Here is a 26,288-nt window from a genome sequence, read left to right as displayed (position 1 = left end):
TTCACAATCTTAATTATGGAACGTCGGCTTATAGAACGAACGATTATCAAGAGCAAATACACGCTCAGTGTATTCACCTGGTTTTGTACGTCCTAATGCGCGGTCCATCATGTTCATTTTTGCATCTAAGTTGTCGATGTAGTGCAGAATTTCTGCTTCTTTTACTAATGGTGGTTTTGGGCTACCCCACTCTGCTTTTCCGTGGTGAGAAAGAACGATGTGCTGAAGGATCAACACTTCTTCTGCATCAATTTGCAATTCGTCTGCTGCTTTCCCAATTTCGTTCACCATGATAGAAATGTGACCTAGTAAATTTCCTTCTAACGTATACGTTGTAGAAATCGGGCCAGATAGTTCGAATACTTTACCAAGGTCGTGTAAAATAACGCCTGCATATAGTAAATCTTTATCTAACGATGGGTATAGCGTAGCAATAGCTTTCGCTAAATCTAACATCGATACGACATGGTAAGCTAGTCCGGATACGAACTCGTGATGATTTTTCGTCGCTGCTGGATATTCTAAAAATTCGTTTTGGTGCTTATTTAACAAATGTCTTGTTAGACGCTGAATGTTCGGGTTTCTCATTTCAAATATGTATTGCGTAATTTTTTCAACCATATCTTCTTTTTTCACTGGTGCTTTTTCTACGAAGTCCGAGATATCTGTTACCTCATTTTCATTCGCAACACGGATTTGTTTCACACGTAATTGAATACGTCCTTTATAGTTTAGAATATCTCCAGCTACTTTAACGATTGTTTCTGCTACATATTGTTTTTCAACTTCTGGTGATACATCCCATAGCTTCGCTTCAATATCTCCACTTGGGTCTTGTAAGATTACTGTTAAAAACGGTTTCCCATTGCTTGCGAGACCTTTTGTCGCTGTTTTAATTAACAAGAAAACATCGACTTGTTCACCAACTTCATATTCTGCAATTTTCTTTTTCATTCGAATTCCTCCACCAAATCAATTACTTTTAGTATAGCATACTACAACTCATTTTCTTTACGCTTATGCGTTAATTTTACAATCTCATTTTCTGTAAAATACGCGAGTAAATGCGCATGACATGTAAAGAAGATAACTTGTCTATCTTTCGCAATTTCCTTTATAAGTTCAATCGTTCGATTCGTCCTTATCGCATCAAAATGCACAAAACTATCGTCAATAATAAATGGATAATCATGTTCAAACGTTTTCGCTAGTGCAAATCTCAGCGATAAGTATAACTGCTCCGCTGTCGCTTGGCTTAGTTCATGACTGTAAAAACGCATACCATCGTTACGTTCAACAATGAACGGCTCCGCCTCTGACGGTGAAAAGATTTTACTATATCGTCCGCCTGTTAAATAGACGAAATACTCTTCTGATTTTTGTAAAATACGCGGAAGATGTACTTCATGATAATATTGCTTCGTTTTCGTTAATACTGTCTTTGCCGCCGCATAAGCAGCCCACTTCTTCACTTGTTCACGTACTTGCGCTTTTTTCATTTCCCATTCATGCATTAAATCACCGTACGTACTACCTTCTTCTAAATTCGCAATTTCCATACGGTGTTTCGCAATACGCTCCGTCAGTTCTTTCTCTTTCGTCAGACAGTTTTTCGCGGATGTCATTTCTTGCTTTAACTTTTCATCATAACCGTCAGCCTCATAATGTTCAGCTAATGATAAATTCGTTAAACGCTGTTCTAACAGATCAATTTGCGGTAATAAACGCCCCACTTGCTTATCCGCATCTTCACGTTTTTCTGCCCGTTTACCTGCTTCTAAAAACATCTCTTCATTTGTAGACTCTGCGATATGCCATAAACCGTCTCGCTCTACTAAAAGTTGTTTCAATTGCTCTTGCATGAACTCATATTCTTCTCGCCATTCCGCCAGCTTCTCTTTCAGCTGCTTACAAGTTTGGCGCTTCTCTTTCTCATTTTGCATACGACTTTGCGCCTCATGCAAATTACTATACTCCGTGCTACCGATAACAGTTTCTAGTTTATGTTCAAATTGCGAAATCATTTCATATAATGAAGATTTCCGCTCGCCTTGTTTATCTAGCTCACGATATAATTGCTGCATTTTTTCAATACGCTCAAACGCTGGCAACATGTGCGCATACGTAAAAAATTCAGGGAACATATAGCGCGTTTTATACGCATCTACTTGTTCTCCTATTTGGAAAGTTTCTCGCTCCCATTCTTCATACGATGAAACGACTTTATCATAAGCTCGTTCCATTTGCTGCAATTTATAAGACTCTCGCTCAAATAACTTTCGAATCTCTTCATCCTTTTCTAACTGATAACGAACGGACATCGCTTCTTCACTTTGTCTTCCGCCAGCACTTTGCTGAAGAGTAAGGAGTTCTTCTTGTAATCCGCTTGATGGATCTTTATATAAAACGAGTGCTAAAACAATCCCCACAAAAACAATGACACTAATAAATAATAGCACGCGGTTATCTATAAATAGACTCGTGAATAAAACAAGCGTGTTAATAAGAAGTAAAATAAGACAAACTCTTTGCCACTGCTTTTTCTTTTGCTTAGCAAATCCTGCTTTCTCTTCATACTTACGCTTCATTCTCTCTGCGCCCATACCGATAAACGCCGCATCTTGAAATGACTTTTCTTTCTCAACTAACGCATTTCGCTCTTCATCCGCTAACATTTGTTTCTGAATCTGTCTTATATTTTCTTCTTGCTCTTCTAATTGCTCCTGAGCCGTTTTAAAACGTTCATCTAGTTGCGCTTTTTGTGATTCTAATTCACGCGCCTTTTGCACAGTTTGCGTAATTAATTCTTTCGTCGCTAAACTTATATCAAATGAAAGAACCATCTCTTGTTCAAAAGTTGCTCCAATTTGCTGCTGTAATTCTGCGATTTCTTCTTTTATATTCGTAATACTTCCCGTCATATCACGCATTTCTTGGCGTGCATTTTCATAAGACATGTGCTGCATACGAAGCTCTTCTACGTAACTTTCTTTTTGTAAAAATGCTTCATCTATTTCTGTGGAATCAATTTCTGATTGCACTGTTTCTATCTTTTTTTGAAGTGAATCTACTTGTACTTGGAGCGGTTCTATCTTTGCCTTTACCGCCTCATAGCGCACCATTCCGTTTACAGGAAACTGCCCGTTCTCGTTTTCTAACACTTTCTCGTGCGCACTCTTTTCAATAACGAGAGGCTCAAGCGCCGCTAATATTTCATAGTCTTGCTTTCGTCTTTCGGCTGACTCTTTTTCCGCACGAACAGAAGCAAGTTTCTCTTCACTTTCTTTTAACTGCTCGACCTGTTTTTCATACGTGCCAATCTTCCCTTGCCACTCTTTCATCTTTCCCTCAATTTTCTTCATCTCTTGCAGTGACACGTTAATTTCAGGATTACGACCACTCGGCTTAAAACGCTGATTCATTTCTTTTTCTAATTTTTTATCTAACTGCAATAACGCATCGCTTCCGACTGCGCTTGCCGAAAATAAATAATTACCGATATCCGCTTCGCCGAGCTGATGAATATTTTGCAAACCATGCATATCAAATGAAAAAACAGAGTCAAATAAGCTTTCATTCACACCGCTTAATATATCGTGTAAAATATCTTCGCCGCCAGTTTTCCCGTCTTCAAAATAAACGGTCACCTCACCAGCTGCCGTCTTTGGCAATCGTTCAATTTTTAAACGGCCGTACTTTTCTGTTTGAACAGTAACCGCTCCGCCATACTTTCCGCCTTCTTTCGGTTCATAACGGCGCTGTCCTCTCGTTGGAAAACCAAATAAAATACTTTTCATAAACGAGCGAATTGTCGATTTCCCCGCTTCATTTTCACCGTACAGTACCGTCAGCATTGATAGATCCATTTCCACATTTTCTAGTTTTCCATAGCCATAAATATGGAGTTTTTCAATTCTCATTTTTTATCCCTCTCTTGCTGGAATAATTGCTCTAAAATAATATTTTCCGCTTCCTTTTGAATCTCTCTCTTCTCTTCCTCTGTAAAAGATTCAATACTATTACGCGCTACAGGAGATGTCCAAATGGTGCGCAACACTCCGTCCATATTTGTAAAAGCTTCTAACTCTTTTAGCACACTACCAACGAAATGATTTTCCTCTTTCAAACGTTCAATTTCCGCAAAAGAAACCGTCTCATTTTTCCACTTCATCGCATACACGAAATCTTTTCGCTCTTCTCCCGTTGCTAAAATATGAAAAATCTCTTCCACACGCTTGTCTTCACGCAAATAAGGAGAAAGTGGCCCCTGCCCTGTAAATACGACAGTTAAAAGCGTGCCTTCCTCTTCTCTTCGGCATTCATTCATCGCACTTGACGCGCTCGTCATAAGATCATCAACAGTTTCAAGCCCATCGATACTCACTTCTATCTCATCCCATACAACATCTGCCGTATGGAAAAATGAACATTGCGACCCTTGTTTCGTAAGTTCAATCAGGTATGCACCCTTCTCGCCCGTTTCCTTACGATGACGTCCTTGTATATTCCCTGGATAAATAATGTACGGCTCTTCTGATAAAATCTCACGTTTATGTATATGGCCAAGAGCCCAATAATCAAACTGCTTTTCCTTCAGCTCACGAATTTGAAACGGTGCATAGCGATTATGCTCTGCATCTCCTTCCACACTTCCGTGAAGCATCCCAATATGAAAAGGCGCATCACTCATTTTCGTATACTGCGCTGTCATATTATCCGTTACCGCTTGCTGCAAATAACTAAACCCGTAAATAGAAGCTAACAGCTCACCATTTTTATAAAATGATTTCTCTTCCACATAAGGCTCCGTAAACACATGAACATTTTCTGGAAACTCAATTGCTGCCCAGCTTCCCCCTAAATGATCGTGGTTACCATGAATAATAAAAACGGGAATATCGTACTGCGACAGTCTCTTCATTTGCTCGCGCACAAACACTTGCGCCCTCAAACTTCTCGTCTCCGCATCATACAAATCCCCGGCTAGTAATACGAAATCAACGCGCTCTTGAATCGCTTTATCAACAATACGCTCGAACGATTCAAACGTACTTTGCTTCATTCTCTCCCAAACAGACTGCGATACATTCATTTCCATCCCTTTAAACGGACTATCCAAATGCAAATCAGCCGCATGTATAAACTTCACTTGTTTCACAAATAACGATCCTTTCTATAGTTCAAAAGTTTCATTTTATCCGCATGAACACAAACAATAAATGCTCAATTGGTGAAAACTAGTAATAAGCGGGAGATAAAAAATCCCCCCACCTATTAAAGTTTCACTTTACCCCGTATTAACGGGCAGTAAGCCTAAGAAGTCAGTCTGAAAGCAAACTGCCCTTAAATACCCGATTGGTTCCACTAATAATAAGCAGGGGATGAAAAGACTCCCCTACTTATTAAAGTGTCACTTTATTGTAACACGCAATGTCATATATTTCTTTGCATATTCTAGCGATTTATGACAAAATAGTTATAAGATTCTGATTTTAATTATTGGAGGGAATTTTCATGGGAGTATACGTTCTAACAGTCTTTGAAAAAGATGGTTCAAAAGCATTAGACGAATCATTCGAGGCAGCAACTGAAAAAGAAGCGAAAGCAAAAGGTGAATCTATTTTACAAGAAAAAGGATTGTACGAAAAAACACATCGCTGCACATCTTCTGCAGGTAAGCTCGTTTTATTCCAGCGCTAAAAAAAGAAGCGTCATCCGCTTCTTTTTCACTCTACTATATCTTCGTCACACCACGTAAACGCCACATCTAGAATGCGATTGCCGATACGTACGCGTTTATTCCATTTACCTGTTTGGATCTGATGTTGCAATTCTGCTTTCATCTTTTCCGTCCAATCGTGAATCGTTTCACTACCGTCGTACGGATATACGCTCGGAAACTCTTTCTGCAAAAGATGCAAACTCTCTGCATCAAAATGAAAATGGAAGAAGTAGTTTGCTGTAAGCGATGGTTCTTGTAATCGTAAAAAATGATCATCAACTTGCTTTCTATTTCTATAGAAAGTAAAGATATTCACTTTACCGCTCGTAATTTGGTCAATTTGAATTTCGTGCTTCTCTATAATCACGTCTTGCCCACCTCGTTATATACTATCCTTAGTATATATGTCTTTTGCAACAAAGTTAACCATTTTCGCGCGAAATTCATTTCCTTCATTATATTACCTGTACCTCCAAGTACAATCAGAACAAATAAAAACAAAGTTGAAGGGGAGCGATCACATGTATTTCGGAAGCAAAGGTTGGTATGTAAAAGAACTTAAAAAATTAGGTATTCGTACTTATGAAGGTAAAAAACTAGAATCTTATCGTACGCATATTTTATCTAGTTTACTTGAGAGAATGAAGAAAGCTTCGGCTTAATAGATGTAGGAAGCGACTACGGTTGCTTCCTTTTTATTTAGTAAATAAAAAGAAAATCATCATACCTTAACTTTTTAACTTTACCGTTATACTTCCTTGATAGAAACCGCCCATTATCAACTGAATCTCTAGTACCAAATACTCTTCCAGATAATCATTTGTATATATTTTAAATTCTCCATACTCATTAACCCGTCCGCTTCCAACATACATATCACTACTTGTTATGACAATTGTTGAATGAGGTTCTGCACGGCCCAATACACAATTATCACCATATTCCACAGAATCTATCGTTATTTTTTGATGCATATTATTAACTGAACCTATACCGTTCTTATTACACAAATTAACATCTCTTTCTTCAGCCCTCGAAAGTGCTCGATTCCTGCTAATCTTTTCTGAAGAGAAAGCAACATTCCCCAGCCAACTAAACCTATCAAATATAGTAATAGGTAGAAACATCTACGTTAACTCCCCCATTCTTCCAATACTTCCTTCACATTTTTTATCAACTACAGTCTTTTAATGAACTTACAGCAATACGTTTTATGTTGGGATAAAAGAAAACAACTTTGATTTTCCATTCAATTTCGCACTGTTAATTTGTACAGAACACATAGAATACTGGTTTTCACCCCAGATGTAATGACAACACTACACAAAAGAAACCATGGTCCATTAAATGTAAATCCACCTTCAAATATATTAATAATAATTATGTTGCCAATTATTAAGAGAATCCATGAAATGGAATACTGTTTTCCATTTGTAATATATAAAATTTCATCCTCATAACAGACTGTAATTCCCCCACCTTGCCAAATACCAATAGCGAAAGAAAAAAGCGTAACTGCCAGTAGCTCTGCTTGTAAATCCCTAGTCATTGGCTGCGGCGCCGTATAAGTAATGATCCCTATCATCATGAGAAAAGTTATAATATCTATCCAGTTTATTTTTCTTTGTTTGCTTTGCAGCCAAATAAAGAAAATTACTACAGGAATTAAAAGCAAAGTTTCCATTTAATTATTCTTCTTCCTTTCCTACATTAGAAACGTCTGTAATTGTAATGCAATTAGATTGTTCTTAAATCTCTCATACTTTCTGAAGCATAACATGAGAAAGAAATAAAAAAATCGTACAAAAGGGCAGGCCTATAATGTACGATTGGGCATATATAATGTTTTAAAAATGAATTAACTTCCTTTCAATAGATACAGCTACTGCTTCTGATCGGGAATTAACACCTAATTTATTGTATATATTTGTTAAATATGCTTTTACCGTTCGCTCAGCTATCCCCATATCGAATGCAATTTCTTTATTCTTATATCCGCGTGCAATAGCTTTCAGCACAAACAATTCCTTTTCTGTTAAGTTATTCCCTTCAACCTTATCAGCATGTACTTCTTTCCTTTTATACTTCACTATCTTTTCCATAATATTTGGTTGTAGTAAAATCTCACCTCGAATAGCCGCTTCCAATGTTCGAAACAAATTCTCACGATCCGTATCTTTTAGCAAATATCCTTTTGCCCCTAACTCAATTCCCTTTAACATTAATTCATCTTCGTTATAAGTAGTTAATATGATGATCGGCGTATGGTTTTGTTTTTTATTCAAAGCCTCAATTGTTTCTAAACCACTCATTTTAGGCATATTTAAATCCATTAAAATGACATCAGGCTCCTTTTTCTCTATGAAAGAAAGGGCTTCTTCTCCATTTGCAGCCTCACCTATAATTTGAAATGAATCACTCGTTTCTATTATTAGTTTCAGACCTTCTCTTACAACGAAATGATCATCCACAATTAATACGTTATACTTCATGGCTATCTCCTTCTTTATTTATAGGCACTTGAATATACACTTTCGTACCCTTCATCTTTTCACTCAATATATGTATTTCTCCCTTAATCAATCGAACACGCTCATTTAAGCCAATCAAACCATAATGTCCAGGATTCTTACCGATATATCCAGTGTCAAACCCAATTCCATTATCTTCAACTTCAATAGTAAGTTTTTCAAGATCATCGATATATTCAACTTTTAAATTTACATCTGTTGCCTGTGAATGTTTTGCGATATTCGTTAAACATTCACTAATTACATATAAACAGTGCTCCTTTACTAAGCTTGAAATATGCGGGGGGCTTTGAATAGTAAATCTCACCTGTATAGACGTAGCTTCAGAAAAACGTTGAACCTCTTCCTCTACTGCTTCATTAAATGAATTAGTAGTATGACGCAAATCATCAATAACCAACCTTGCATCATGTAGAGTTTGTCTCGCTCTTATCATAGTTTGTTTCATAATCTCTTGAGATCGTCCTGTATTCCCTTTTTGCATATGGGCATCTATTGCTTCCAATTGCATAATTAAGCTTGCTAAACCTTGTGCTAACGTATCATGTAAATCTCTTGCCATTCGCTGCCTTTCATTAGCTAATGTCAATTCTTCCACTCTCATATATGCAGATTCTAACTCTTGGATGTAGCTCTGTATACGATTACGTGCATCAAATTGCTGCTTATTAATATAAGAAAAAGGAACAATAATTGCTAACACTAAAAGAAACATAGAGAGAAGAATAGCTACTTTATTCACACCATAATTAATACTAATTGCAGCACAAAATATTGCATACATAAGAGTAAAAACTGCCATTACTTTAAATATATTGTTATAAACATATAAACTTTGGGCGATTAAAATAGGAGTTAATCCAACAAAAATCGCTATCGAAGCATTTGTTGCAATAAATGCAGCCAAAAACACAATGAAAAGTTGTACAAAAAAGAAGTACAACAATTGCCTATTCTTTAATGAACTCGCATACCAATGAAAAATAGTATGAATAACAATGACTATTGTAAAGAAAAAACTATCTATAGAGAAAATATTATTACGAAATTCTAAAAGCATTGAAGCTATATATACGAGTGTAATCCATAAAATAATAAACCTTCTTGGAATAAATACCACTTCCAATACATTTGTATCCAAATCTATATTTAAACTTATTTTTTTCATATCTGACCTCCACCATTACATTATACAAGATGCAACTTACATTTTGATAAAATGAAGGCTTTTACATACAGCCCGACTCCCACAAATAGCGGGGTAAGTTACCGATTCCTCTACATCCTCATTACCAAATACAAATATGAAATGTTGCATATCGAAATGCATTGATGTTTATGTAAGCGCTTACTATAATGATGATATAAATATTTATTACAAACTTACTATTTAAAAAAGGAGGCAATCATATGGAAATCGCAATGGCAGTTTTAAAATTTGTAGGTGGAGTAATTCCATTGGTTCAAGAACTTTTAAAAGCATTTATGTAAGATTATGATTCAGCAATTATCTATAAGAATTGTCATACAAATGATCTGTATATCAAAAACAAATTGATACACAGATCATTTGTGTGAGAAAACGTCAAACGAGAATTATATACCCTAGCAGAACAATAATGATACATCTATCTCAAGTTGGAAAAAGACGCTCACAAGGGCGTCTTTTTATTATATTAATATGTACCTAATAACTTATTTAGGAAATCAATTTAACACTCCATACAATGCTACATAATTAATATATCTTTTTAATATTTGCACAATAAAGGTCCCCTCAAAACATAAAGCGAGCCTATTTTTCATTAAATTTTTTATATACAGCAATACCATTTTCTACGATTTTATTAAATGAATAAACGACGACTGTCTGCTCTTCTTTATTTAGTGCTACTGAAATAATCAATTAAACTAAAAATGCTATAATAAACCCAATCACACTAAGGGGGATCAATTATTTTGCACGGAAAATACATTCAATTTCATGAGTTCGGTAACCCAAAAAATGTATTACAAGTTGAATATAAAAATATAGAACCATTAAAAGATAATGAAGTTTTAGTTCGTATGCTAGTTAGACCGATTAATCCATCTGACTTAATTCCAGTAACCGGAGCGTACGCACATAGAATTTCTTTACCTAATATACCTGGTTATGAAGGTGTTGGCATTGTAGAAGATGTTGGCTCTTTCGTTTCTAAAGGCCTTATCGGTAAACGTGTTTTACCTTTACGAGGGGAAGGTACTTGGCAAGAATTTGTTACAACATCAGCTGACTTTGTAGTCCCTATACCTGATTCCATTGATGATTTCACAGCGGCACAAATGTATATTAATCCCCTTACAGCGTGGGTTACATGTACAGAAACGTTAAACTTACAACGTAATGATGTTTTATTAGTGAATGCTTGTGGATCCGCTATTGGTCATCTTTTTGCTCAGTTATCGCAAATTTTAAATTTCCGACTCATTGCAGTGACAAGAAATAGTAAACATACAGAGGAATTGCTTCAACTTGGTGCCCATCATGTGATAGATACTTCCACTACCCCGCTACATGAAACCGTTATGGAATTAACAAACGGAATCGGTGCAGATGCTGCGATTGATTCTATTGGAGGACCAGATGGAAATGAATTAGCATTTTGTGTACGTCCAAATGGACACTTTTTAACTATCGGTCTTCTATCTGGAATACAAGTAAACTGGGCAGAGATTGTTACGAAAGCAAAAGTCCACGCTAACATATTTCATTTACGACATTGGAATAAAGACGTGTCACCATACAAATGGCAGGAGACATTTCGTCACTTAATCCGCCTAGTAGAAAATAAACAATTACGCTTTATGACGGTGCATTCTACGTATGACTTAGCGGATGTGAAAAATGCTGTTGATGTTGTGCAGTCTGCTGAAAAAACAAAGGGAAAAGTGTTTTTGACGAGTTATTAAATACAATTGAAGAAGTCCTTTTGATTGACCTTTTAAATAGACTAGACCGTACGTTTAGCGGCATACAATTGTAATTATCTGGTATAATTCTATTAAAAGGTGAAAGGAGATTCTAGCATGTGGTTAATTACAGCACTTGCACCTGTTGTAATAGTTGGAGGAATTGTAGTATATGTGATTGGAAGGCTTAAACATAAATATAACAACGGTAACTTAGGTAAGAAAAAATCAAAAAACGCTCAAGTTTTATTAGATAGTTTAATACCAATGGGAATGCTTTTGGGGTGTTTAATCGGTATAATTGTCGATATATTTTTCCCGGATCATTCACTGTTTACAGTTGGTTTAGGAGCTGGAATAGGCTATTTATTTGGATTTTTTGCTTATGAAATTTATAGCAAGACAGGAAACGATTTTTCATAATCCAAAGGAATAAGCGGGACAGTACATAGTAATCATATAAAATATGTAACTGTCCTTTATTTTTGCATCAATGTTATCACCTTACCTTCCGCATCCTATACACCTTTTTTATTGATTTTTCTCTCCTCCCTCTTTTGCATATCCGCTTTTTTGTTTTCATTGGATCTATACCCAAAGTAAAGTAGAGCACATGTAATAACGGAACCTAAAACGTATCCTAAAAAGCACCCTAACCAAAACATAATGTAACTACCCCCAATGCATTATAAATTTTATGTACTATAACTCTTTAAGTGCTCAATCGTTTATTTCTATAAACTCTCTTAAAGGTTTTCGGTACCTCCGTTTTTTATTACAAATTGGAAATTCCCCTTAACCGCCTCTAAAGTTATTCATACCATTAATTCTCTCATTACCTCAAATAACAATTTTATTATAAAATTAACACTTTCATTAAACATATATAAAGATTGCTATATTTCTTACTTTTCTCTTTGAAAAGAATATATACTACATTTGAAATAAGCGAGTTAGTACATCAGCCCTTCTCTATTTTAACTTTAGTCATGAACGAAAGAAAAATAAAAAAATCCCCTCAAAGCATAAACTTCAAGGGGTGAGCCTGTTTTTCATTTACTTATATACGTACAGCTGTACCACTTACAGCAACCATTAACATTCCATCACGAACAACTTCGTAATCTACGTCAATACCAACGATAGCATTCGCACCTTTTTGTCTTGCAAGTTCTTTCATTTCATCCATCGCGATATCACGAGCTTCTTTTAGCTTGCTTTCATAAGAACCAGCACGACCACCGACAACATCACGAACTGAAGCAAATAAATCACGAACAATATTTGCACCCATAATAGCTTCACCATTTACAATATCAATATACTCAATAATTTCTTTACCTTGGATTCCAGACGTTGTTGTTACAATCATGACTGACACTCTCCTAATAACTTATAGTTTTTTGATTGGCTTTCTTATGTCTTTATTATGACATGGAAAAAGTATCTAATCTATTGAATTACCTTACATGAATGTGACAATTTTGTAAGAATAACATATTATTTTACCTTCCCCTTACAATAACTACCTAAATTAATAGAATATTGTTATAATTGAATTGGAGGAGGAGATAAAATGAAAAAAATCACTTACATATGTGCTCTAAGTGTTCTATCTTTAACTTTAATAGGTTGTACAAGCACTTCTACTACAAATAATACTCCAAAAACTAAGCAAGAAAATACGAAAAATGCCATTCCATTAAACTCTGCAGACATTACAAACATTGAGATGCTTAAAACAACAAGTAATACTAGTTCCAAATCTCAAACAGATAACGAGGAAATGATACAATCAATCGCTTCAGCAGTCCAAAACGGAACACCGAAAACAATCACACTAGATCAAAAAAAGAAAGCATCTGTACATTCTACAATAACCGTTACACATAAAGATGACTCAAAAGAAGAGTTTCTTGTGTGGGTTGATAATAAGGAACAAATTACGATCGCTAAAGATGAGGAGAAAGATAAAGTAGAAGGTGTGACGGTGAATATTAAAGACGTTAAAATGATGAAGGATTTTTTTAAAAGCTAAAAAAAGATCCCTTTCAGCTTGATAGATATGTGGCGAGACCCCCTATTATCAAACTTGAGATGGTTCAAAGAGGAGTTACTACACCCGGACCAGGGAAGCCATCTATCGCTTGGAAGATAGGTGATTTTATACGTCGAAATACATCAATTACTATATTTACTGGTTCTCCAGGGGGCGAGCTTCAAAAAACAACAAAGACATTTTCTTAAATTGAAAATGTCTTTATAAATTAATAAAACAATTTTGGGTCTGTATCTGTATTTTGAACCGTTTCTTCACTAATTTCAGTACTTGTAATACAACTTGTCGAAAATAAAATTGGTATACCACAAATAGTATCATTCATTACATCACGAAAAACTTTTGCAGCGACTTCTGTGAATGTTTGACATAGATTGGAAATATCATCATTAAAAAACTGAATTACCTTTGCTGCAAAAACTGGAAAAACAACATTAGATCCACCTGGGAACTGTGGCTGTACAACAACTTGCTCAAAATACAAGTTGTTTTCTAAAGCTACTTGAAAAAGGTGTGCAATTTCAAAAGCGTCTAAAGGACAAGGAATTGGATTTACAATTCCATCCCCAATAACACTAACAACAATAGTTACAGTTACATTGCCAAATTGCACTGTAGGTTTAAGAAGTGTAGCTAATGCAAATGCTTTTTCAATATCCGTAGTTTGTACTAAAATAATAAAATTCCCACCAGTCGGTATTAGCGGACCTACTGTTACAGTCGGATCAGCTCCGATTGAATTTCTGAGTTCGTTAAAATATGTGATCCATGGTGGCGAAAGTTGAGGTTGTACATGCTCGTCCATTCTTTTTTCACCTCCTTATAAAATTCTCAATAATATAATATAAGGAAAATCTAATAATACATTAGATATATTTATTATTTTTCATAATTACTTTTATAAAGGGCAGCTCCAGTATTTTAGAAAATCCCCTCCAAAGGATTTGAAGGGGATTTTCGTTTATATTCCATTACTACACAGACTCCAATAACCGATAGAAAAACGAGCTAAATCCCCCTAAATAGCTATATAGAGATAAAGTTGTTATTACAACATATTTTCCACTTTCAACTTAGTTGTCATTAGAATATTTTTCTACAAAATCAAGAATCCTAGCATTAACTTCGTTAGAGAACTCACCATTGATTGCGTGAGATGCATTTTTCCAGTTAACTATATCGATATCTTTAACGTATTTTTTCCCAGTTTCAACTGCTTTTACTGAATTGTGCATTATACTTTTTTCAGCCATTAATGCAAGTATTGGAATATTGATATTTTTTAAGTCTTCTTTACTAAATAGATCAGGTGCTGGCGTTTTAAGTTTATAGTTACGCATACCCGACTCGATTAACTTAGCGATAGGCTCATCATCATTTGTTTCTGCTCCTCCAGAAACATAACTCAACATCTTTTCTCTTATAAACTTAGGTACAATAGGGACGGAAGCTGGAATAGATGCTAGAATCATCTTTATGGACATTTGCGTAAATACAAAGACTGGGTCCAATAAACTAGCCGTAGCAATATGCTCTGGATTATATCTGGCCAAATTCATTGTTGTCCAACCACCAATTGAGACACCCACGATATGCACTTTTTCTAAACCTAATCCTTCAATTACTTCATTTAACCATTCTGCTTGTTGTTTTTGGTTTTCAATCACCTTCGTTTGCACACTCATTCCAGGTTCACCGAGTAAATCTATCGTGTAAACAGGCCTTTTCTCCCTTAGCCCTTCTAAATTGGGTACCCACATTGGAGTAGATGCACCACGCCCAGGGAGTAAGAGTATTGGCTCCTTATGTTTGTTTTCCTCTTTAGTAAAGTAATAAGCACGAATTGTGCCGTATTTAGTTTTTATATCTTTCGTATCGTTAGGTTTTGGAAGAAGTGCCATTGATTCATCGTAGGCAATTTGAAAGTCTTCCTTTCCTTTTTCAGATGTAAAGTGACCAATCTTATTATCATCTCTCTTCATTGGAATTCCTCCTTTCTATAAATATATTGATGAACTTTATCAATATATTCATGGCAATAATCCATTGAAAATTTATCTTCTTTAAGCCAAAACTCTCATTTAGAAAAAAGAAAAGACACCCTAAGGTGCCTTTCTCCGACTTGAACCATCTTAATTTTAATAATATATATTGGACTCCCATCCAAATATTATTTTACCATGTTAAGTTGTTTTGTTCATTGAGAAATACAATAGTTTATTTATGCCGGTCGTCTGTAGTAGGTCTTTTTGTAGTCCATGCGGCGATTAACAAGAGGACAATAGCGGTGATGACACCTAAAAGTATATTAATGTTAATCACCCTCCTAAGGAATATTATTATCAAAATGATATCACATTCAAACACCAACAAAAGGAATTAATATTAATTACAACCAAGTATAGCATTTACAAATTCAAAAAATCCCCCTCAAAGCATCAGCTTTAAGGGGGTCCTCCTAGTATTTTCTCTCTTCATACAATCGATTTGCTTTATATGAGAAAAAGAAAAACATACCAATCGCAGCTGGGATAAACAACCATGAAATGCCCCTCATTAATGCAAATGGTGTTTCAAATAAGAATGATCCTAAAAATGCTGCACCGTGCATATCCCATAATCCTGGTGTATAGTATAGGCCTTTCGGATTTAAAATCGCTCCTAGATCAATTGTATTATTAAAGGTAAATAGGATTAACAGCGGCAAATAACATATCGCCAATTCTAGAAATGTCTTAGATAGACGCTTGTACTTCCCTGCTCGTGACATTTGATCTGAAAAAATGTCATCTTCACTTTCCTCATCTACCTTTTTAAAATATTGCGTGCCTGACCACCAATTACCGGCTATATGCTTCCAGCCACTATCTTCAAATAATGTACAGTAATTAATAAAGTCTTTTCTTCTATTAAATATTCTATGATCTATTTTAATTGTCGCATCTTCCGGTTCTGCGATTCTAAATTTATAACCGAATGTATTACTTTTTAATTGATAGCCTTTCCAAGCCCTCTCTTCTAACCATTTTTCCTCTTTCTCAAAGTCTAAAAAGAATTTCAATCTCCACATCATCGCTTCCCCCTAACTATACATTTAATAAGCTTTTTGTAACCCCAATAATATGCTGCATTCTCATAAAGTCTAAATGCAATACTTCTTTCCCGCGTTCAGTAATGACATACACTTTTCTTCGTTTATCTTCACTTTTTACCGACTCTATTAATTGTTGCTTTAATAAATTTTCAACCGCACCATATAATGTACCCGCCGCGATTTTCACTTGATGATTACTAAGTTCCTCCACCTTTTGCATAATTAAATATCCATGAGCTGGCTCTAATAAAGCTAAAAGAACGTAATACGTTGTTTCCGTTAATGGTAAATTTTTATCTCTATTCATAAAGACCTCCAATGTAACGATAAATATATAGCTAAACTATATAGTTTAACTGTATAGTTTCATTTTATACAGTCAGACTGTATATGTCAAATTAAGGTATAAAAAAAAACCTAGACCCCATAGGATCTAGGTTTTTTTAATACATAAACGTAATCGTCACCAAAGAATACCCTTCTTTTGCATTATACGGCTCTGCTTTATACGAAACACGGTTTGATCCTTGTGGATAACCGATTTCTCCAATCGCCTTTTTCACATCTTGCAGTGAACCGTCCATTGATTGCTTATAAAGAACCTCAATCTTCTCTGGCTTTGCACTATAGCGCTGCTGCATTTTACTTTTTAATTCATTATAGCTATTTGCGATGTATTCATTCCCTAAATAACTTAACTTTGTATCTTTCAACATTTGTTGGTACACAGCTGATTTAGAGTTTCCCCCTACAATTTTACTCGTCAGTGTATCATAATAATTTGTAGTAGCTTGCGGATAATCCCCTCGGTTCCACACGTGATTCTTCGCAATTTGCTCATCTGATAAGTTGAAATATGAATACGTTACGCGGCCTTGTACATCTGGCACTGGATCATCAAATGTTGTATCAAGATGGTACCACTTACTATCGATTTTCACTAAATTCCAAGCATGAGGCTGACCGTCTCCAGTTCCTACTACAAAATGATTCTCAATTCCAGCTTCTTTTAATAATTGATAGGTTAATAGTGTGTAACCTTGGCAAACGGCAGAACGATTCGCGAGTGCCTCATATGCTGTGTAAGCCTTATAAGACGTATCGTAAGAAACATGCTTTACTACATAATCATGAATCGCCTTCACTTTTTCGTGATCATCCATTCCAACTTGAGTAATAGAAGAAACGATTGCCTTCGCTTGCTTCATTACATATTCCGTTTGTTCTTTCGTTTCACGATATGTAATCTTTAACGTAAATGTGTAATTTCCAGGTGATCCAGAAATTCCATATGAAACATTCGATCTATTATAATTTGTATACTCATTTTTACTTGCAACTTCTTTATAGGCGTTAAAAAGTGTCTTCATTACTTCTTCCTGATTACTATTTTTCGTTTTATATGGAAGTGTAATATTCGTTTCGTACGCATTAATACGCTTTTGCACTTCATCTTTAAATGCTGTTAATAATGCCGTATCTTCTGTATCTTGCACCGCAACTTCAGGCTTTTTATATTTCAATGCATTATATAAAAACTGTGCATACTGTTCACGCGTTACCGTTTTAGCCGGCTCAAATTTCCCGTCTCCTGTACCAGATGCAATCCCGTTTGACTGCACCGCACTAATCGCGTTTTCTGCCCAAAATCCATTTGGAACATCATTAAATGTATGTTTTTGTTTAGCTGAAACTTGGAACGCATTTTTAATAATTTGCGCCATTTCTGCGCGGCTAACAGAATCTTTCGGTCTAAAACCGCCATTTCCATCACCTTTAAAAATCCCCAATTTCGTTAACGTTAAAACCTCTTCTGGAAACATTGTAGAACCTGAGCTAATATCACGATACGGATTATTTAAAGTAGACCCATCTTTTAATACATAACGGGCACCATCATTACTAAACGTACCACCTTGCTTATTCGGTACTAACACACGATAAATTAAAGCTGCAACTTGTTCCCTCGTCGCAACATCACCAAAACCAAATTTTCCATTTCCATAACCTGAAATAATATTTTTACCCGCTAAATCTTTAATCGCAGGATAGGACCAGTGCGATGCTGGTACATCAGAAAAAACGCCCGCTTCAGCAGCTTTCACATCACTGCCATTTGTATATAATAAAGCACCACCAATAAGCGATAATGATGTAATTGATTTTAATAGTTTTATGTACATAATGCATTCTCCCAATACGTCTTCTATTTTTGTTATTTTTTGTCGAAAAATCTAAAAGAATATGACAAAACACATTATACAATTAAAACTTTTCGGAGGATATATTAAATTTTAAAATATGCAAAAACTCATATTACTATATTCTTTCGTATTAATATTATGCTAGTTTACTTGCGAGTATATAAAGTGAAACTTTAATCAGTGGGGGTTTTGTTCATCCCCCACTGATTATCAGCCCGCAAATAGCGGGATAAATAAAAAGAAAAATACTAATGTAACATTGTTAATATACATATCGCTTTTTGAGCTTTTATTCCGCTAAAATGTAGCCTATAAAAACAATGCTATCCCCATTAAAATCGCAATAGAATCCTGAGAACATACCTTTTAACATAATTCATTGTATGATTGCCAATTTCATGTCCTTTATTTAAAACAGTTTTTACTAATTGTAATTATTTGCATCCACTTCATACCTCCATGCAATATTCTTTGGAACTTTTGGATACATTAAATGTGCATAGCATTGTAGTTTGCATATATTTCACTTTTGTATTTTTGAACCAAGTATTAGGAGGGTATTTATGATGAAAAGCTGTACAGCATTCCTTATTATTGATGTACAGGTAGGTTCATTCGAAGAGAGAAAAGTCCTATATAATGGAATGGAATTATTAAGAGTTATTCAATTATTGATTTCTAAAGCCCGTTCTGCTTCAGCCCCTATTTTTTATATGAAGTTTAACGGGAAGTCTGGTTCTTCGCTTAGACAAGGGACACCTGGATGGGAAATTCATAAATCAATTGCTCCAGCAACAGGAGATGTCGTTCTTGAAAAGAATCATCCGGATTCTTTTCATAAAACGAGTCTTCAACAAGAGCTAGAAATGAGAAATATAAAACGAGTTGTTATAGCAGGAATTCAATCTGAAATTTGCATAGATGCAACATGCCGGCGTGCATACAGCTTAGGATATGACGTTACTCTTGTAAAGAATGGACATAGTACATATAACTCTACATTATTATCGGCGTCTCAAATTATTGAGCATCATAACGAGATAATAGGTCAATGGTTTGCTTGTGTGAAAAATTCCGAAAGTATAGAATTTTGATTCCATCTCTATATAAACGAAACCGCAGTCAGGGACTAGACTGCGGTTTTTCGACGTACAATGAATTACAGCAATTACTAAGAGTTGCATAATCTTTCATTGTAATTAACTTAACTTTTTATTTACTAAGAAGCATTGCAACAGAGCCTAGTAAAGTCTCAAAAAACAACTTATTATCAATCAATATTTAGTAAAAACATATTAATACTTTAGAATTTCTTTAATTTTCATTATTTTTTTTTTAAGATTGTCCTTTATATTTATAATGTGTTATTTGAATTTATCGTATTGAAGCGGATTTTCACATCACTATAAGCAATTTGAAAATGGAAAAAAGAAAGTCCCCATTAGATTAATTATCCTGTTCTTTTGCGTCTTTTATCTATCTATGTTAATTATTATGCAGCTAAAAAAGTACAACTTATTGATGGAGAGAGGAAATAAAATGAATTTAGTGAACTTACGTCCTAAACAGCGGTCTAAGTATCGCATTCTACTAGGGACATGGTATTACTCTACAAAGAGGTACATTCAGTGGTTAGTAGACGGAAAAACATATGCAAAAACTTTTCAACAAGAAAAGTTACCCTATACAGCGATTCAGCACCGAACGATACTACTTCGTAAGCTCAAAGATGTAGATATGTGGTATCAACAAAATAAAGTTGTTAATTTGAAGATTGCTATTAAACAACTAAATGGTATCGTCATTAGACCGGGAGAAACATTCTCTTACTGGCGTTTAATAGGTAAGCCTACGAGGAGAAAAGGGTATGTAGAAGGTATGATACTGCACTATGGATCTTTTCAAGCAGGTATTGGAGGAGGACTTTGTCAGCTTTCAAATTTAATATATTGGATGACCTTACATACACCATTGACAGTAACAGAGCGATATCGTCATAGTTTTGATGTCTTTCCTGATTCCAAGCGTACTCAACCATTTGGAAGCGGAGCAACTTGTTCTTATAACTATTTAGATTTACAAATCAAAAATGAAACGGACCAATCGTATCAACTTCACCTTTATATTACAGATAAACATTTAGTCGGTGAATGGAGAGTTGCCTATCCGCAGCTTTATCAATATGAAGTTTATGAAAAAGAACACTCAATCCAATCTGCATACTGGGGTGGTTATATACGACATAATGTTATTCAACGTAGAGTATATAATCAACAGAAACAGTTTATAGAAGACCAATATGTAACGGAGAATCACGCTATAATGATGTACGAACCACTATTAGCTTATAATAATGAGGAAAGCGAGTGACGGTAACATTCGTGTATCAAGTATTTTTGTCTAATAACACAATACATGCCTTTCTTCATATAATTAATAGGCCCATTCCTTTTTGCAACATAACTTTTTCGTTTTTATTGAAAATGAATTTTATATCTTTCTTTCCAACAAACTGGTTCCTAAACTAAACTGCCCCGTTTCCACAATAAAAAGAGAGCTGTCCATAATTCGGTTTCACCGACTTATAAGACAGCTCCTCTTAGTTTCACCTTATTCTATCGATGAATCCAAACTGCACCTGCAGACTTGTCTTCAGCTTGACCTACTACTTCAAACTTCAATCCTAGTTTCGGCAACTTACGTCCTGCATCTGGAATTGCACTGTTGATGTACTGCTTAGAGTCATCAAATTTTGCAACGCCTGGTAATCCTTTATAGTCAAAGATACCGCGAGTTGGCGAATCTACTCTCCATGCTGGCGTTTGATCAAATGAGAATGCCGCATCAGCAATTTGATAACGCGTACTGCTCTTCACAGTCGGTTGTCCATTTAATGTACCTACGATTGCCTCTGGATGAGAATCTACTACTCCTAAGAATCCTTCACCTGGATGAACACCTACCCAGTTATCTGTAAAGCTTTGATCCGCATACCATACAACCATTCCTGTATTAAACACTGGGCCACGCGCATGTTGTAATGCCGTGTCAGAACCAGCGTAATTTCTCCACTCTACATAGTAGTTATTTTTTTTCTGTTCAAATCCGTTAGATACAGTAAATCCTTTTAATGTCATTGCTGGCTGGCCTTCTGCATCATCTGAGAAAACAACTTTTCCATCTACAGTTAATGCAGCATTATCTAACGCAAATCCTTTATAAGCTACTGCAATATCTGTTAAATACTCAAATTGCAGTTTTACTTTTTTCCCTTTGAATTTGCTTAAATCGTATGATTTATCAACCCACTTACCATCAGTTGTATCCATACCGCCTTTTACATCTTTTTCGCCAATTCTATCAATACGTGTCTTCGTTCCATCTTCTGCAATCGCATATACGTCAAGGAAATCATACTTCGCTTCAAGTTCGTAGAATGTCTTATAATCGAACTTAGCATTCGTTGCATTTGTTAAGTCAAATACTGGTGTCTCAAGTGTTGTATGAATGTCATTTCCTTTTGTACTGTAATAAAACTTCTTACCAAATGCCGATTCGATATTTTTTATATCTTTGTCTGGCAAGTTAACACGAACGATTCCTGGTCGTTTTGATTTTGTAACACTTTGATCTAAATATGTTGCAGCACCAATTCCCGTGCGAAGTTTATCATAATCTAACTCAACGATATTCGCCCAGTTACCATTCATATTTTTTTGGAAAAACTCTTTATTTTGTGGTGAGAAACTTGTTGGCTCTGTTCCTGCAATTTTTCCAGCCCAGCTACCGCCGCTCATAATAGACCATGACTCAACAGGTTCACCTTGTCCTGAGTACTTCGTATCGTATTCATCTGGTAATCCTAAATCATGACCATACTCATGTGCAAATACACCAACCGCTCCATCTTCAGGCTCGATTGTATAGTCGTATGCGGCCATTTTTCCGCCCCAATTTGAAACAGAAGATTTTGTGCCATCAATCGCATATGGTTTTGATCCAAGTTTTGAACGATGAGACCAAATCGCATCATCTTTCAACTTACCGCCGCCAGCTTCTTGACCAACGCCCGCATGTACAACCATTAAATGATCAATAATACCATCTGGCTCGTTTTTATTTCCATCACCATTTTGATCGTATTGATCAAATTGATCATAGTCTGCTAAATTGATTCCTTTTGCTACCGCTGCTTTTAATGCTTCTTTCACAAGATCACGTGGCCCTAAAGGACCTTTGTTATCATGTCCAGTTCCCGCATCCGCACCATAATCTGAAGCTTTTCCTGGAACAGTAAGCCATTCCGTTACAGTACCATCAACTGTGTAGCTACCACCAGATTGTTCTTCATAATATTGTTTAAATGTATTAATCTTCGATCCATCAAATAGAGTAAATGGTTCATCACCAAATAACATTTTTTGATAATGTTCACGATTAAAGTCCTTAGAATACATGTATCCTGGCTCTTGATCAATATTGTTATGCTTAAAATCGCTAAATTCTACGAGTAAAACAAGTACTTTATCTTTTCGAACAGCACCATTGTACTCTTCTTGCTTCGCTGGTGCAGTAGGGACTTTTCCATTTAATTTACTAGAATTCAATGCTGCACCTTGTCCAGCTACTGGCCCTACTGCTGACTGCTGCGCCTGTTCATTTTCCTTCATTTTTGAATCTTTTACTTTTTTCATAAAATCAGAAGCTTCTTGCGTAAGACTATCTCCTGTCAAGACTTCTTTCCCAGGGTTTTCCCCTTTCTTTTTCTCAACATATTTTTCGACAGCCTTTGACGTCTCAGCTTGTGATGCAGATTGATCAATTACGCCTCGTTGTTTTAGCGCTTCTGCCAAACGCTCCTCCGGTATTAAATGCTCATCTATTGGTAGAGATGATGTTGTTGGTGTCTCAGCATAAGCTGCATGACTTCCAAAAGCAAAACTACTACTTAGTACTGCCGCTGTTGCTAAAACTGATAATGGTTTTAACTTCTTATTCTTTTTCAATGCATTTCCTCCCCAGTGTCTGCGAATTATCGTTTTTTTTGCCGATAGAAACATAATATTCTCTTTATAGAGAATATTCAATCTTTTTCAACAAATAAAATGTTGAGAAATATTTTTTCGTGCAGGGTGGGATACGTAGGATAAAAAAATACAAAACTTCTACTAGTTTATGTTTTGCACATAACCATACAATGGAATCACTCGTTCTTTTATCTTGATTCGATGGAGTAGTGCTAGGAAAGAAAATACAACATACAAACAGCCCAAGTTTCTTATTCGAACTTGGGCTGTTTTTTTAATATAAACTGATACTTTTCTTGCTGGTGCAAAAACTCTAAAAACCTTGTAAGTACTCTCTTAAACTTGGACATACTGATACTATTAATTTAGCAAAGGTTTGTACCAGAACCTTATTTTTTAATCAACATTATTTAACTGACTCTACTTGTTTTTCTAATTCTATTCCAAGGAATTTAGCAAGCTCAAACATACCAAATTGATTAGCTACAGACTCTGCATCAGAATTATAGTTTGTGTTTGTATTAATATCATACGTATAAATTGTTCCATCCGAACTGCGAATAAATTCAATACCAGCAACGGTAATTTCATTTTCTTTCAAAAATTCTTTGTAGTGTTCAATGATTGGCTCTTGGAAGTCCGATATAATTTCAAATTTTGTTGACGACTCTTTCTTACTCTCTTCTCCTACTGGGCAAAAAGCATCATGAATAGAGCACGCATCTGCTGGGCAAAGCTCAAATCCTTCTGATGTATCTACTTTAACTGCATATACAAACTGACCGCCTACAAATTCACAACGTGTAATATATGGTTCTGGCGCTTCAATATACTGCTGTATTAAAGTAATTCCATCAATAGGTTCTTCAAACGTCGGACCATCCAAATATTGTTCTAAAGCATCAATAGAATGAAAAAGTTGAACACCAAGGCCTTTACCTGCACGGTTATGCTTTGTAATGAACGGTACTTCCCCTAACTCCTTTGCTGCTTTTACTATATTATCACGGCCAACAGCACCAATCGTTTTCGGCACTTGTATCCCAAAATTTCTTAATGCTGCATATTGATTCAATTTACTTACTTCAAGACGTAATGCACGAGACCCATTAAATACTGTTCGCCCGTATCCCTCTAACCAAGCAAGGACTCCTTCAGTCAACTCAGGTGCATATCGATGCCCTCTCGTATGTGAAGAAGCACTCATACGGCTATAAAAAACACCTTGGGGAGGTTCTTTTTCTAACGAAAGTGTTCCTTCATCTAAAAACCATTCCTCATACGGTAACTCCAGTTCTTCCAACCTTTTCACCAAATGATCCGTCCATTCCTTATTCTCATGTAATATGTAAATTTTACTCATTTGTAATCAATTCCTTTCTTTTCAACTCAACTAATGGCATCACTTTTTCAGAAAATCGTTTCATCTCTTCAAGCTGTGGAGAAAATTGTAAAAGTAATAACGTAACACCTACTTTTTCAAAAGCAAGTATCCTTTCTGCAATTTGTTCTGGTGTTCCGATTAGATTAGGACGTAACCCACGATTGGATACAGAATAATCATTTAGCTTTACTTGCTGTTCCAAATGCGATTTACTAATAAAATCTTGGTAACCCGCATAACCTAAAGCATCATCTTTCACATCCGTTATGCGTCTCCATTCCTCTAATGCCTCTTCTTCTGTATCACGACAAATGACGTAAGCCGCGAGTCCGAATGACTGCAATGGCTCCTCTGTTACTTTCTTTCTACGATTCTTCATATCTTCTATTTTCACAGACACCTCTTCCACTGTTCCTCCATGCATCACATATGCATCCGCGTGGTTTACAATTACCTCTTTTCCTCGCTCACTCTCACCACCTGCATAAATCTTAATTCCTTGTTTCTGCACAGGTTTTGGACTTAAATGTGTATTATGAAGCTCATAAAAGTTCCCTTTATAAGAAAACGCTTCTTCTTTCCAAAGCTCTTTCAAAACTGTTACAAATTCCTCTGTGCGATCATACCTTTCATCATGTGCAGTAAATACCCCACCATACTGTCTCGCTTCTTCTTCCCACCATGCTGAAACTACATTCAATGTAAAACGACCATTACTTAATTGATCGATATTCGCTGCCATTTTCGCTGTAACCGCTGGATTATGGAAGCCAGGTCTTACAGCTGTCATAATCTCTAATCTATCCGTTACTGCAGCAAGTGCTGCCGCAGTTGTCCATGCTTCTAAACTTGGTGCTGAAACACCTTTTATATCATTTAAGTTTAATTCTGCAATAAGAGTTGTTGAAAAACCTAATTGTTCTGCCGCTTGCGCTGTTTGTTTTGCATACTCAAACGTAGGCGGCATAGATTCATCATCTACATTTCGAAGCCATCCCCCAAAAATCGGCAACCAAAAACCATACTCCACTACATATTCCCCCTTTACCTTTTAGCCATAAAAAAAGCTACTCTTATCGAAATAAGAGTAGCCTTCTTGACTAAGTAAACCGCTCTTATCTTTCAGATGTTTCTTCACCTGCAGGATTTGGCACCTTTCGTCTAAAACGAGGTTGCCGAAGTTTCATAGGGCCCGTCCCTCCACTTCTCAACATAAGAATTGTTTGATTTTTATTTATTATAATCAGCAGAATAATAAAAATCAATCATTTAATACTTATTTTTCCGATACACATTAAATGATATATAAAAAACC

The 26,288-nt window shown here is 35.7% G+C and carries 24 protein-coding genes, 2 pseudogenes and 1 riboswitch; of the genes and pseudogenes, 9 read left to right on the top strand and 17 right to left on the bottom strand.

What is annotated here, in order from left to right; all coding sequences use genetic code 11:
* Positions 1-9: 9 nt before the first annotated feature.
* Genes yhaM through BAU27_RS25055 form a run of 3 tightly spaced genes read right to left on the bottom strand, consistent with a single transcriptional unit; the run spans position 10 to position 5,158 of the window.
* Positions 10-954 carry a 3'-5' exoribonuclease YhaM gene (yhaM, locus tag BAU27_RS25065; RefSeq protein ID WP_000726646.1) on the bottom strand — a complete coding sequence of 315 codons (945 nt, stop codon included), beginning with the start codon at positions 952-954 and terminating at the stop codon, positions 10-12.
* A 41-nt stretch (positions 955-995) separates the two neighbouring features.
* Positions 996-3,920, bottom strand: coding sequence for an ATP-binding protein (locus BAU27_RS25060; RefSeq protein ID WP_071772317.1), 2,925 nt, complete (start codon positions 3,918-3,920; stop codon positions 996-998).
* Complete coding sequence (locus BAU27_RS25055; RefSeq protein ID WP_071772316.1) at positions 3,917-5,158, bottom strand: metallophosphoesterase family protein; 1,242 nt, start codon at positions 5,156-5,158, stop codon at positions 3,917-3,919. Before BAU27_RS25055 ends, BAU27_RS25060 begins: the two co-directional genes overlap by 4 nt.
* Before the next feature lie 356 nt (positions 5,159-5,514).
* Between BAU27_RS25055 and BAU27_RS25050 the strand changes: the two genes are divergently transcribed.
* Complete coding sequence (locus BAU27_RS25050; protein WP_000539551.1) at positions 5,515-5,700, top strand: YhzD family protein; 186 nt, start codon at positions 5,515-5,517, stop codon at positions 5,698-5,700.
* A gap of 26 nt (positions 5,701-5,726) precedes the next feature.
* Here BAU27_RS25050 and BAU27_RS25045 read toward each other — a convergent pair whose 3' ends face one another.
* On the bottom strand, positions 5,727-6,089 hold the full coding sequence (locus tag BAU27_RS25045) for a hypothetical protein (RefSeq protein ID WP_000582798.1): 363 nt from the start codon (positions 6,087-6,089) through the stop codon (positions 5,727-5,729).
* A 154-nt stretch (positions 6,090-6,243) separates the two neighbouring features.
* Between BAU27_RS25045 and BAU27_RS25040 the strand changes: the two genes are divergently transcribed.
* A complete protein-coding gene (locus tag BAU27_RS25040; RefSeq protein WP_000273535.1) occupies positions 6,244-6,384 on the top strand; it encodes a YflJ family protein in 141 nt (46 codons plus the stop codon).
* Between the two features lie 66 nt (positions 6,385-6,450).
* On the opposite strand, the gene BAU27_RS25035 is transcribed toward BAU27_RS25040, so the two are convergent.
* The 4 genes from BAU27_RS25035 to BAU27_RS25020 all read right to left on the bottom strand — a co-directional run bounded on the left by BAU27_RS25035 (position 6,451) and on the right by BAU27_RS25020 (position 9,421).
* Positions 6,451-6,849 carry an Ig-like domain-containing protein gene (locus tag BAU27_RS25035; protein WP_071772315.1) on the bottom strand — a complete coding sequence of 133 codons (399 nt, stop codon included), beginning with the start codon at positions 6,847-6,849 and terminating at the stop codon, positions 6,451-6,453.
* A gap of 122 nt (positions 6,850-6,971) precedes the next feature.
* Positions 6,972-7,406 carry a hypothetical protein gene (locus tag BAU27_RS25030; RefSeq protein WP_071772314.1) on the bottom strand — a complete coding sequence of 145 codons (435 nt, stop codon included), beginning with the start codon at positions 7,404-7,406 and terminating at the stop codon, positions 6,972-6,974.
* A gap of 163 nt (positions 7,407-7,569) precedes the next feature.
* Complete coding sequence (locus BAU27_RS25025; protein ID WP_071772313.1) at positions 7,570-8,214, bottom strand: response regulator; 645 nt, start codon at positions 8,212-8,214, stop codon at positions 7,570-7,572.
* Positions 8,204-9,421, bottom strand: coding sequence for a sensor histidine kinase (locus BAU27_RS25020; protein ID WP_071772312.1), 1,218 nt, complete (start codon positions 9,419-9,421; stop codon positions 8,204-8,206). Before BAU27_RS25020 ends, BAU27_RS25025 begins: the two co-directional genes overlap by 11 nt.
* A gap of 136 nt (positions 9,422-9,557) precedes the next feature.
* On the opposite strand from BAU27_RS25020, the pseudogene BAU27_RS33425 reads away from it, so the two are divergent.
* The 3 genes and pseudogenes from BAU27_RS33425 to BAU27_RS25010 all read left to right on the top strand — a co-directional run bounded on the left by BAU27_RS33425 (position 9,558) and on the right by BAU27_RS25010 (position 11,628).
* Positions 9,558-9,744: pseudogene (locus BAU27_RS33425) on the top strand (hypothetical protein).
* Between the two features lie 468 nt (positions 9,745-10,212).
* Entirely contained in the window at positions 10,213-11,205 is a 993-nt protein-coding gene (locus BAU27_RS25015; RefSeq protein ID WP_071772311.1) for a zinc-dependent alcohol dehydrogenase family protein, read from the top strand.
* Between the two features lie 117 nt (positions 11,206-11,322).
* Positions 11,323-11,628, top strand: a complete 306-nt coding sequence (locus tag BAU27_RS25010; protein WP_071747894.1) for a hypothetical protein — start codon at positions 11,323-11,325, stop codon at positions 11,626-11,628.
* A 637-nt stretch (positions 11,629-12,265) separates the two neighbouring features.
* On the opposite strand, the gene BAU27_RS25005 is transcribed toward BAU27_RS25010, so the two are convergent.
* Positions 12,266-12,577 carry a YbjQ family protein gene (locus BAU27_RS25005; protein ID WP_071747895.1) on the bottom strand — a complete coding sequence of 104 codons (312 nt, stop codon included), beginning with the start codon at positions 12,575-12,577 and terminating at the stop codon, positions 12,266-12,268.
* A gap of 204 nt (positions 12,578-12,781) precedes the next feature.
* Here BAU27_RS25005 and BAU27_RS25000 point away from each other — a divergent pair, with 204 nt between their 5' ends.
* Positions 12,782-13,243 carry a hypothetical protein gene (locus tag BAU27_RS25000; RefSeq protein WP_071772310.1) on the top strand — a complete coding sequence of 154 codons (462 nt, stop codon included), beginning with the start codon at positions 12,782-12,784 and terminating at the stop codon, positions 13,241-13,243.
* 229 nt (positions 13,244-13,472) lie between these two features.
* Here BAU27_RS25000 and BAU27_RS24995 read toward each other — a convergent pair whose 3' ends face one another.
* From BAU27_RS24995 to BAU27_RS24975, 5 genes are all read right to left on the bottom strand, one after another.
* A complete protein-coding gene (locus BAU27_RS24995) occupies positions 13,473-14,069 on the bottom strand; it encodes a hypothetical protein (RefSeq protein WP_071747897.1) in 597 nt (198 codons plus the stop codon).
* Between the two features lie 268 nt (positions 14,070-14,337).
* Positions 14,338-15,246 carry an alpha/beta fold hydrolase gene (locus BAU27_RS24990; protein ID WP_071772309.1) on the bottom strand — a complete coding sequence of 303 codons (909 nt, stop codon included), beginning with the start codon at positions 15,244-15,246 and terminating at the stop codon, positions 14,338-14,340.
* 476 nt (positions 15,247-15,722) lie between these two features.
* Positions 15,723-16,334 carry a DUF2812 domain-containing protein gene (locus BAU27_RS24985; RefSeq protein WP_071772308.1) on the bottom strand — a complete coding sequence of 204 codons (612 nt, stop codon included), beginning with the start codon at positions 16,332-16,334 and terminating at the stop codon, positions 15,723-15,725.
* 16 nt (positions 16,335-16,350) lie between these two features.
* On the bottom strand, positions 16,351-16,665 hold the full coding sequence (locus BAU27_RS24980; protein WP_001078071.1) for a PadR family transcriptional regulator: 315 nt from the start codon (positions 16,663-16,665) through the stop codon (positions 16,351-16,353).
* A gap of 136 nt (positions 16,666-16,801) precedes the next feature.
* Entirely contained in the window at positions 16,802-18,541 is a 1,740-nt protein-coding gene (locus BAU27_RS24975) for an S-layer homology domain-containing protein (protein ID WP_071747901.1), read from the bottom strand.
* A gap of 584 nt (positions 18,542-19,125) precedes the next feature.
* On the opposite strand from BAU27_RS24975, the gene BAU27_RS24970 reads away from it, so the two are divergent.
* The 3 genes and pseudogenes from BAU27_RS24970 to BAU27_RS24965 all read left to right on the top strand — a co-directional run bounded on the left by BAU27_RS24970 (position 19,126) and on the right by BAU27_RS24965 (position 20,932).
* The gene (locus BAU27_RS24970) at positions 19,126-19,656 is read left to right on the top strand and encodes a cysteine hydrolase family protein (protein WP_071747902.1); all 531 of its coding nucleotides are present in this window, start codon (positions 19,126-19,128) and stop codon (positions 19,654-19,656) included.
* Positions 19,656-19,748 (top strand): annotated as a pseudogene (locus BAU27_RS33635) (IS6 family transposase); the annotation flags it as partial. The gene BAU27_RS24970 and the pseudogene BAU27_RS33635, both read left to right, overlap by 1 nt.
* 353 nt (positions 19,749-20,101) lie before the next feature.
* Positions 20,102-20,932, top strand: a complete 831-nt coding sequence (locus tag BAU27_RS24965) for a VanW family protein (protein ID WP_071747903.1) — start codon at positions 20,102-20,104, stop codon at positions 20,930-20,932.
* Positions 20,933-21,177: 245 nt separating this feature from the next.
* Here BAU27_RS24965 and BAU27_RS24960 read toward each other — a convergent pair whose 3' ends face one another.
* The 3 genes from BAU27_RS24960 to BAU27_RS24950 all read right to left on the bottom strand — a co-directional run bounded on the left by BAU27_RS24960 (position 21,178) and on the right by BAU27_RS24950 (position 26,003).
* Positions 21,178-23,568 (bottom strand): immune inhibitor A domain-containing protein, encoded by a 2,391-nt coding sequence (locus BAU27_RS24960; RefSeq protein ID WP_083596157.1) that lies wholly within the window; start codon positions 23,566-23,568, stop codon positions 21,178-21,180.
* A 427-nt stretch (positions 23,569-23,995) separates the two neighbouring features.
* On the bottom strand, positions 23,996-24,952 hold the full coding sequence (locus tag BAU27_RS24955) for an ATP-grasp domain-containing protein (protein ID WP_071772306.1): 957 nt from the start codon (positions 24,950-24,952) through the stop codon (positions 23,996-23,998).
* A complete protein-coding gene (locus BAU27_RS24950; RefSeq protein WP_071772305.1) occupies positions 24,945-26,003 on the bottom strand; it encodes an LLM class flavin-dependent oxidoreductase in 1,059 nt (352 codons plus the stop codon). Before BAU27_RS24950 ends, BAU27_RS24955 begins: the two co-directional genes overlap by 8 nt.
* An 82-nt stretch (positions 26,004-26,085) precedes the next feature.
* Positions 26,086-26,192, bottom strand: a riboswitch (SAM riboswitch).
* Positions 26,193-26,288: the final 96 nt, after the last annotated feature.

The organism is Bacillus sp. NH11B, assembly GCF_001884205.1.
Taxonomy (GTDB): domain Bacteria; phylum Bacillota; class Bacilli; order Bacillales; family Bacillaceae_G; genus Bacillus_A; species Bacillus_A proteolyticus.
This window is presented reverse-complemented; position numbering and strand designations above follow the sequence as displayed.

What these genes read in the sequence shown, in the direction of transcription:
- yhaM (WP_000726646.1), bottom strand. Translation starts at nt 954, where the DNA reads ATGAAAAAGAAAATTGCAGAATATGAAGTTGGTGAACAAGTCGATGTT.
- BAU27_RS25060 (WP_071772317.1), bottom strand. Translation starts at nt 3,920, where the DNA reads ATGAGAATTGAAAAACTCCATATTTATGGCTATGGAAAACTAGAAAAT.
- BAU27_RS25050 (WP_000539551.1), top strand. Translation starts at nt 5,515, where the DNA reads ATGGGAGTATACGTTCTAACAGTCTTTGAAAAAGATGGTTCAAAAGCA.
- BAU27_RS25040 (WP_000273535.1), top strand. Translation starts at nt 6,244, where the DNA reads ATGTATTTCGGAAGCAAAGGTTGGTATGTAAAAGAACTTAAAAAATTA.
- BAU27_RS25035 (WP_071772315.1), bottom strand. Translation starts at nt 6,849, where the DNA reads ATGTTTCTACCTATTACTATATTTGATAGGTTTAGTTGGCTGGGGAAT.
- BAU27_RS25030 (WP_071772314.1), bottom strand. Translation starts at nt 7,406, where the DNA reads ATGGAAACTTTGCTTTTAATTCCTGTAGTAATTTTCTTTATTTGGCTG.
- BAU27_RS25025 (WP_071772313.1), bottom strand. Translation starts at nt 8,214, where the DNA reads ATGAAGTATAACGTATTAATTGTGGATGATCATTTCGTTGTAAGAGAA.
- BAU27_RS25020 (WP_071772312.1), bottom strand. Translation starts at nt 9,421, where the DNA reads ATGAAAAAAATAAGTTTAAATATAGATTTGGATACAAATGTATTGGAA.
- BAU27_RS25010 (WP_071747894.1), top strand. Translation starts at nt 11,323, where the DNA reads ATGTGGTTAATTACAGCACTTGCACCTGTTGTAATAGTTGGAGGAATT.
- BAU27_RS25005 (WP_071747895.1), bottom strand. Translation starts at nt 12,577, where the DNA reads ATGATTGTAACAACAACGTCTGGAATCCAAGGTAAAGAAATTATTGAG.
- BAU27_RS25000 (WP_071772310.1), top strand. Translation starts at nt 12,782, where the DNA reads ATGAAAAAAATCACTTACATATGTGCTCTAAGTGTTCTATCTTTAACT.
- BAU27_RS24995 (WP_071747897.1), bottom strand. Translation starts at nt 14,069, where the DNA reads ATGGACGAGCATGTACAACCTCAACTTTCGCCACCATGGATCACATAT.
- BAU27_RS24990 (WP_071772309.1), bottom strand. Translation starts at nt 15,246, where the DNA reads ATGAAGAGAGATGATAATAAGATTGGTCACTTTACATCTGAAAAAGGA.
- BAU27_RS24985 (WP_071772308.1), bottom strand. Translation starts at nt 16,334, where the DNA reads ATGTGGAGATTGAAATTCTTTTTAGACTTTGAGAAAGAGGAAAAATGG.
- BAU27_RS24980 (WP_001078071.1), bottom strand. Translation starts at nt 16,665, where the DNA reads ATGAATAGAGATAAAAATTTACCATTAACGGAAACAACGTATTACGTT.
- BAU27_RS24975 (WP_071747901.1), bottom strand. Translation starts at nt 18,541, where the DNA reads ATGTACATAAAACTATTAAAATCAATTACATCATTATCGCTTATTGGT.
- BAU27_RS24970 (WP_071747902.1), top strand. Translation starts at nt 19,126, where the DNA reads ATGATGAAAAGCTGTACAGCATTCCTTATTATTGATGTACAGGTAGGT.
- BAU27_RS24965 (WP_071747903.1), top strand. Translation starts at nt 20,102, where the DNA reads ATGAATTTAGTGAACTTACGTCCTAAACAGCGGTCTAAGTATCGCATT.
- BAU27_RS24955 (WP_071772306.1), bottom strand. Translation starts at nt 24,952, where the DNA reads ATGAGTAAAATTTACATATTACATGAGAATAAGGAATGGACGGATCAT.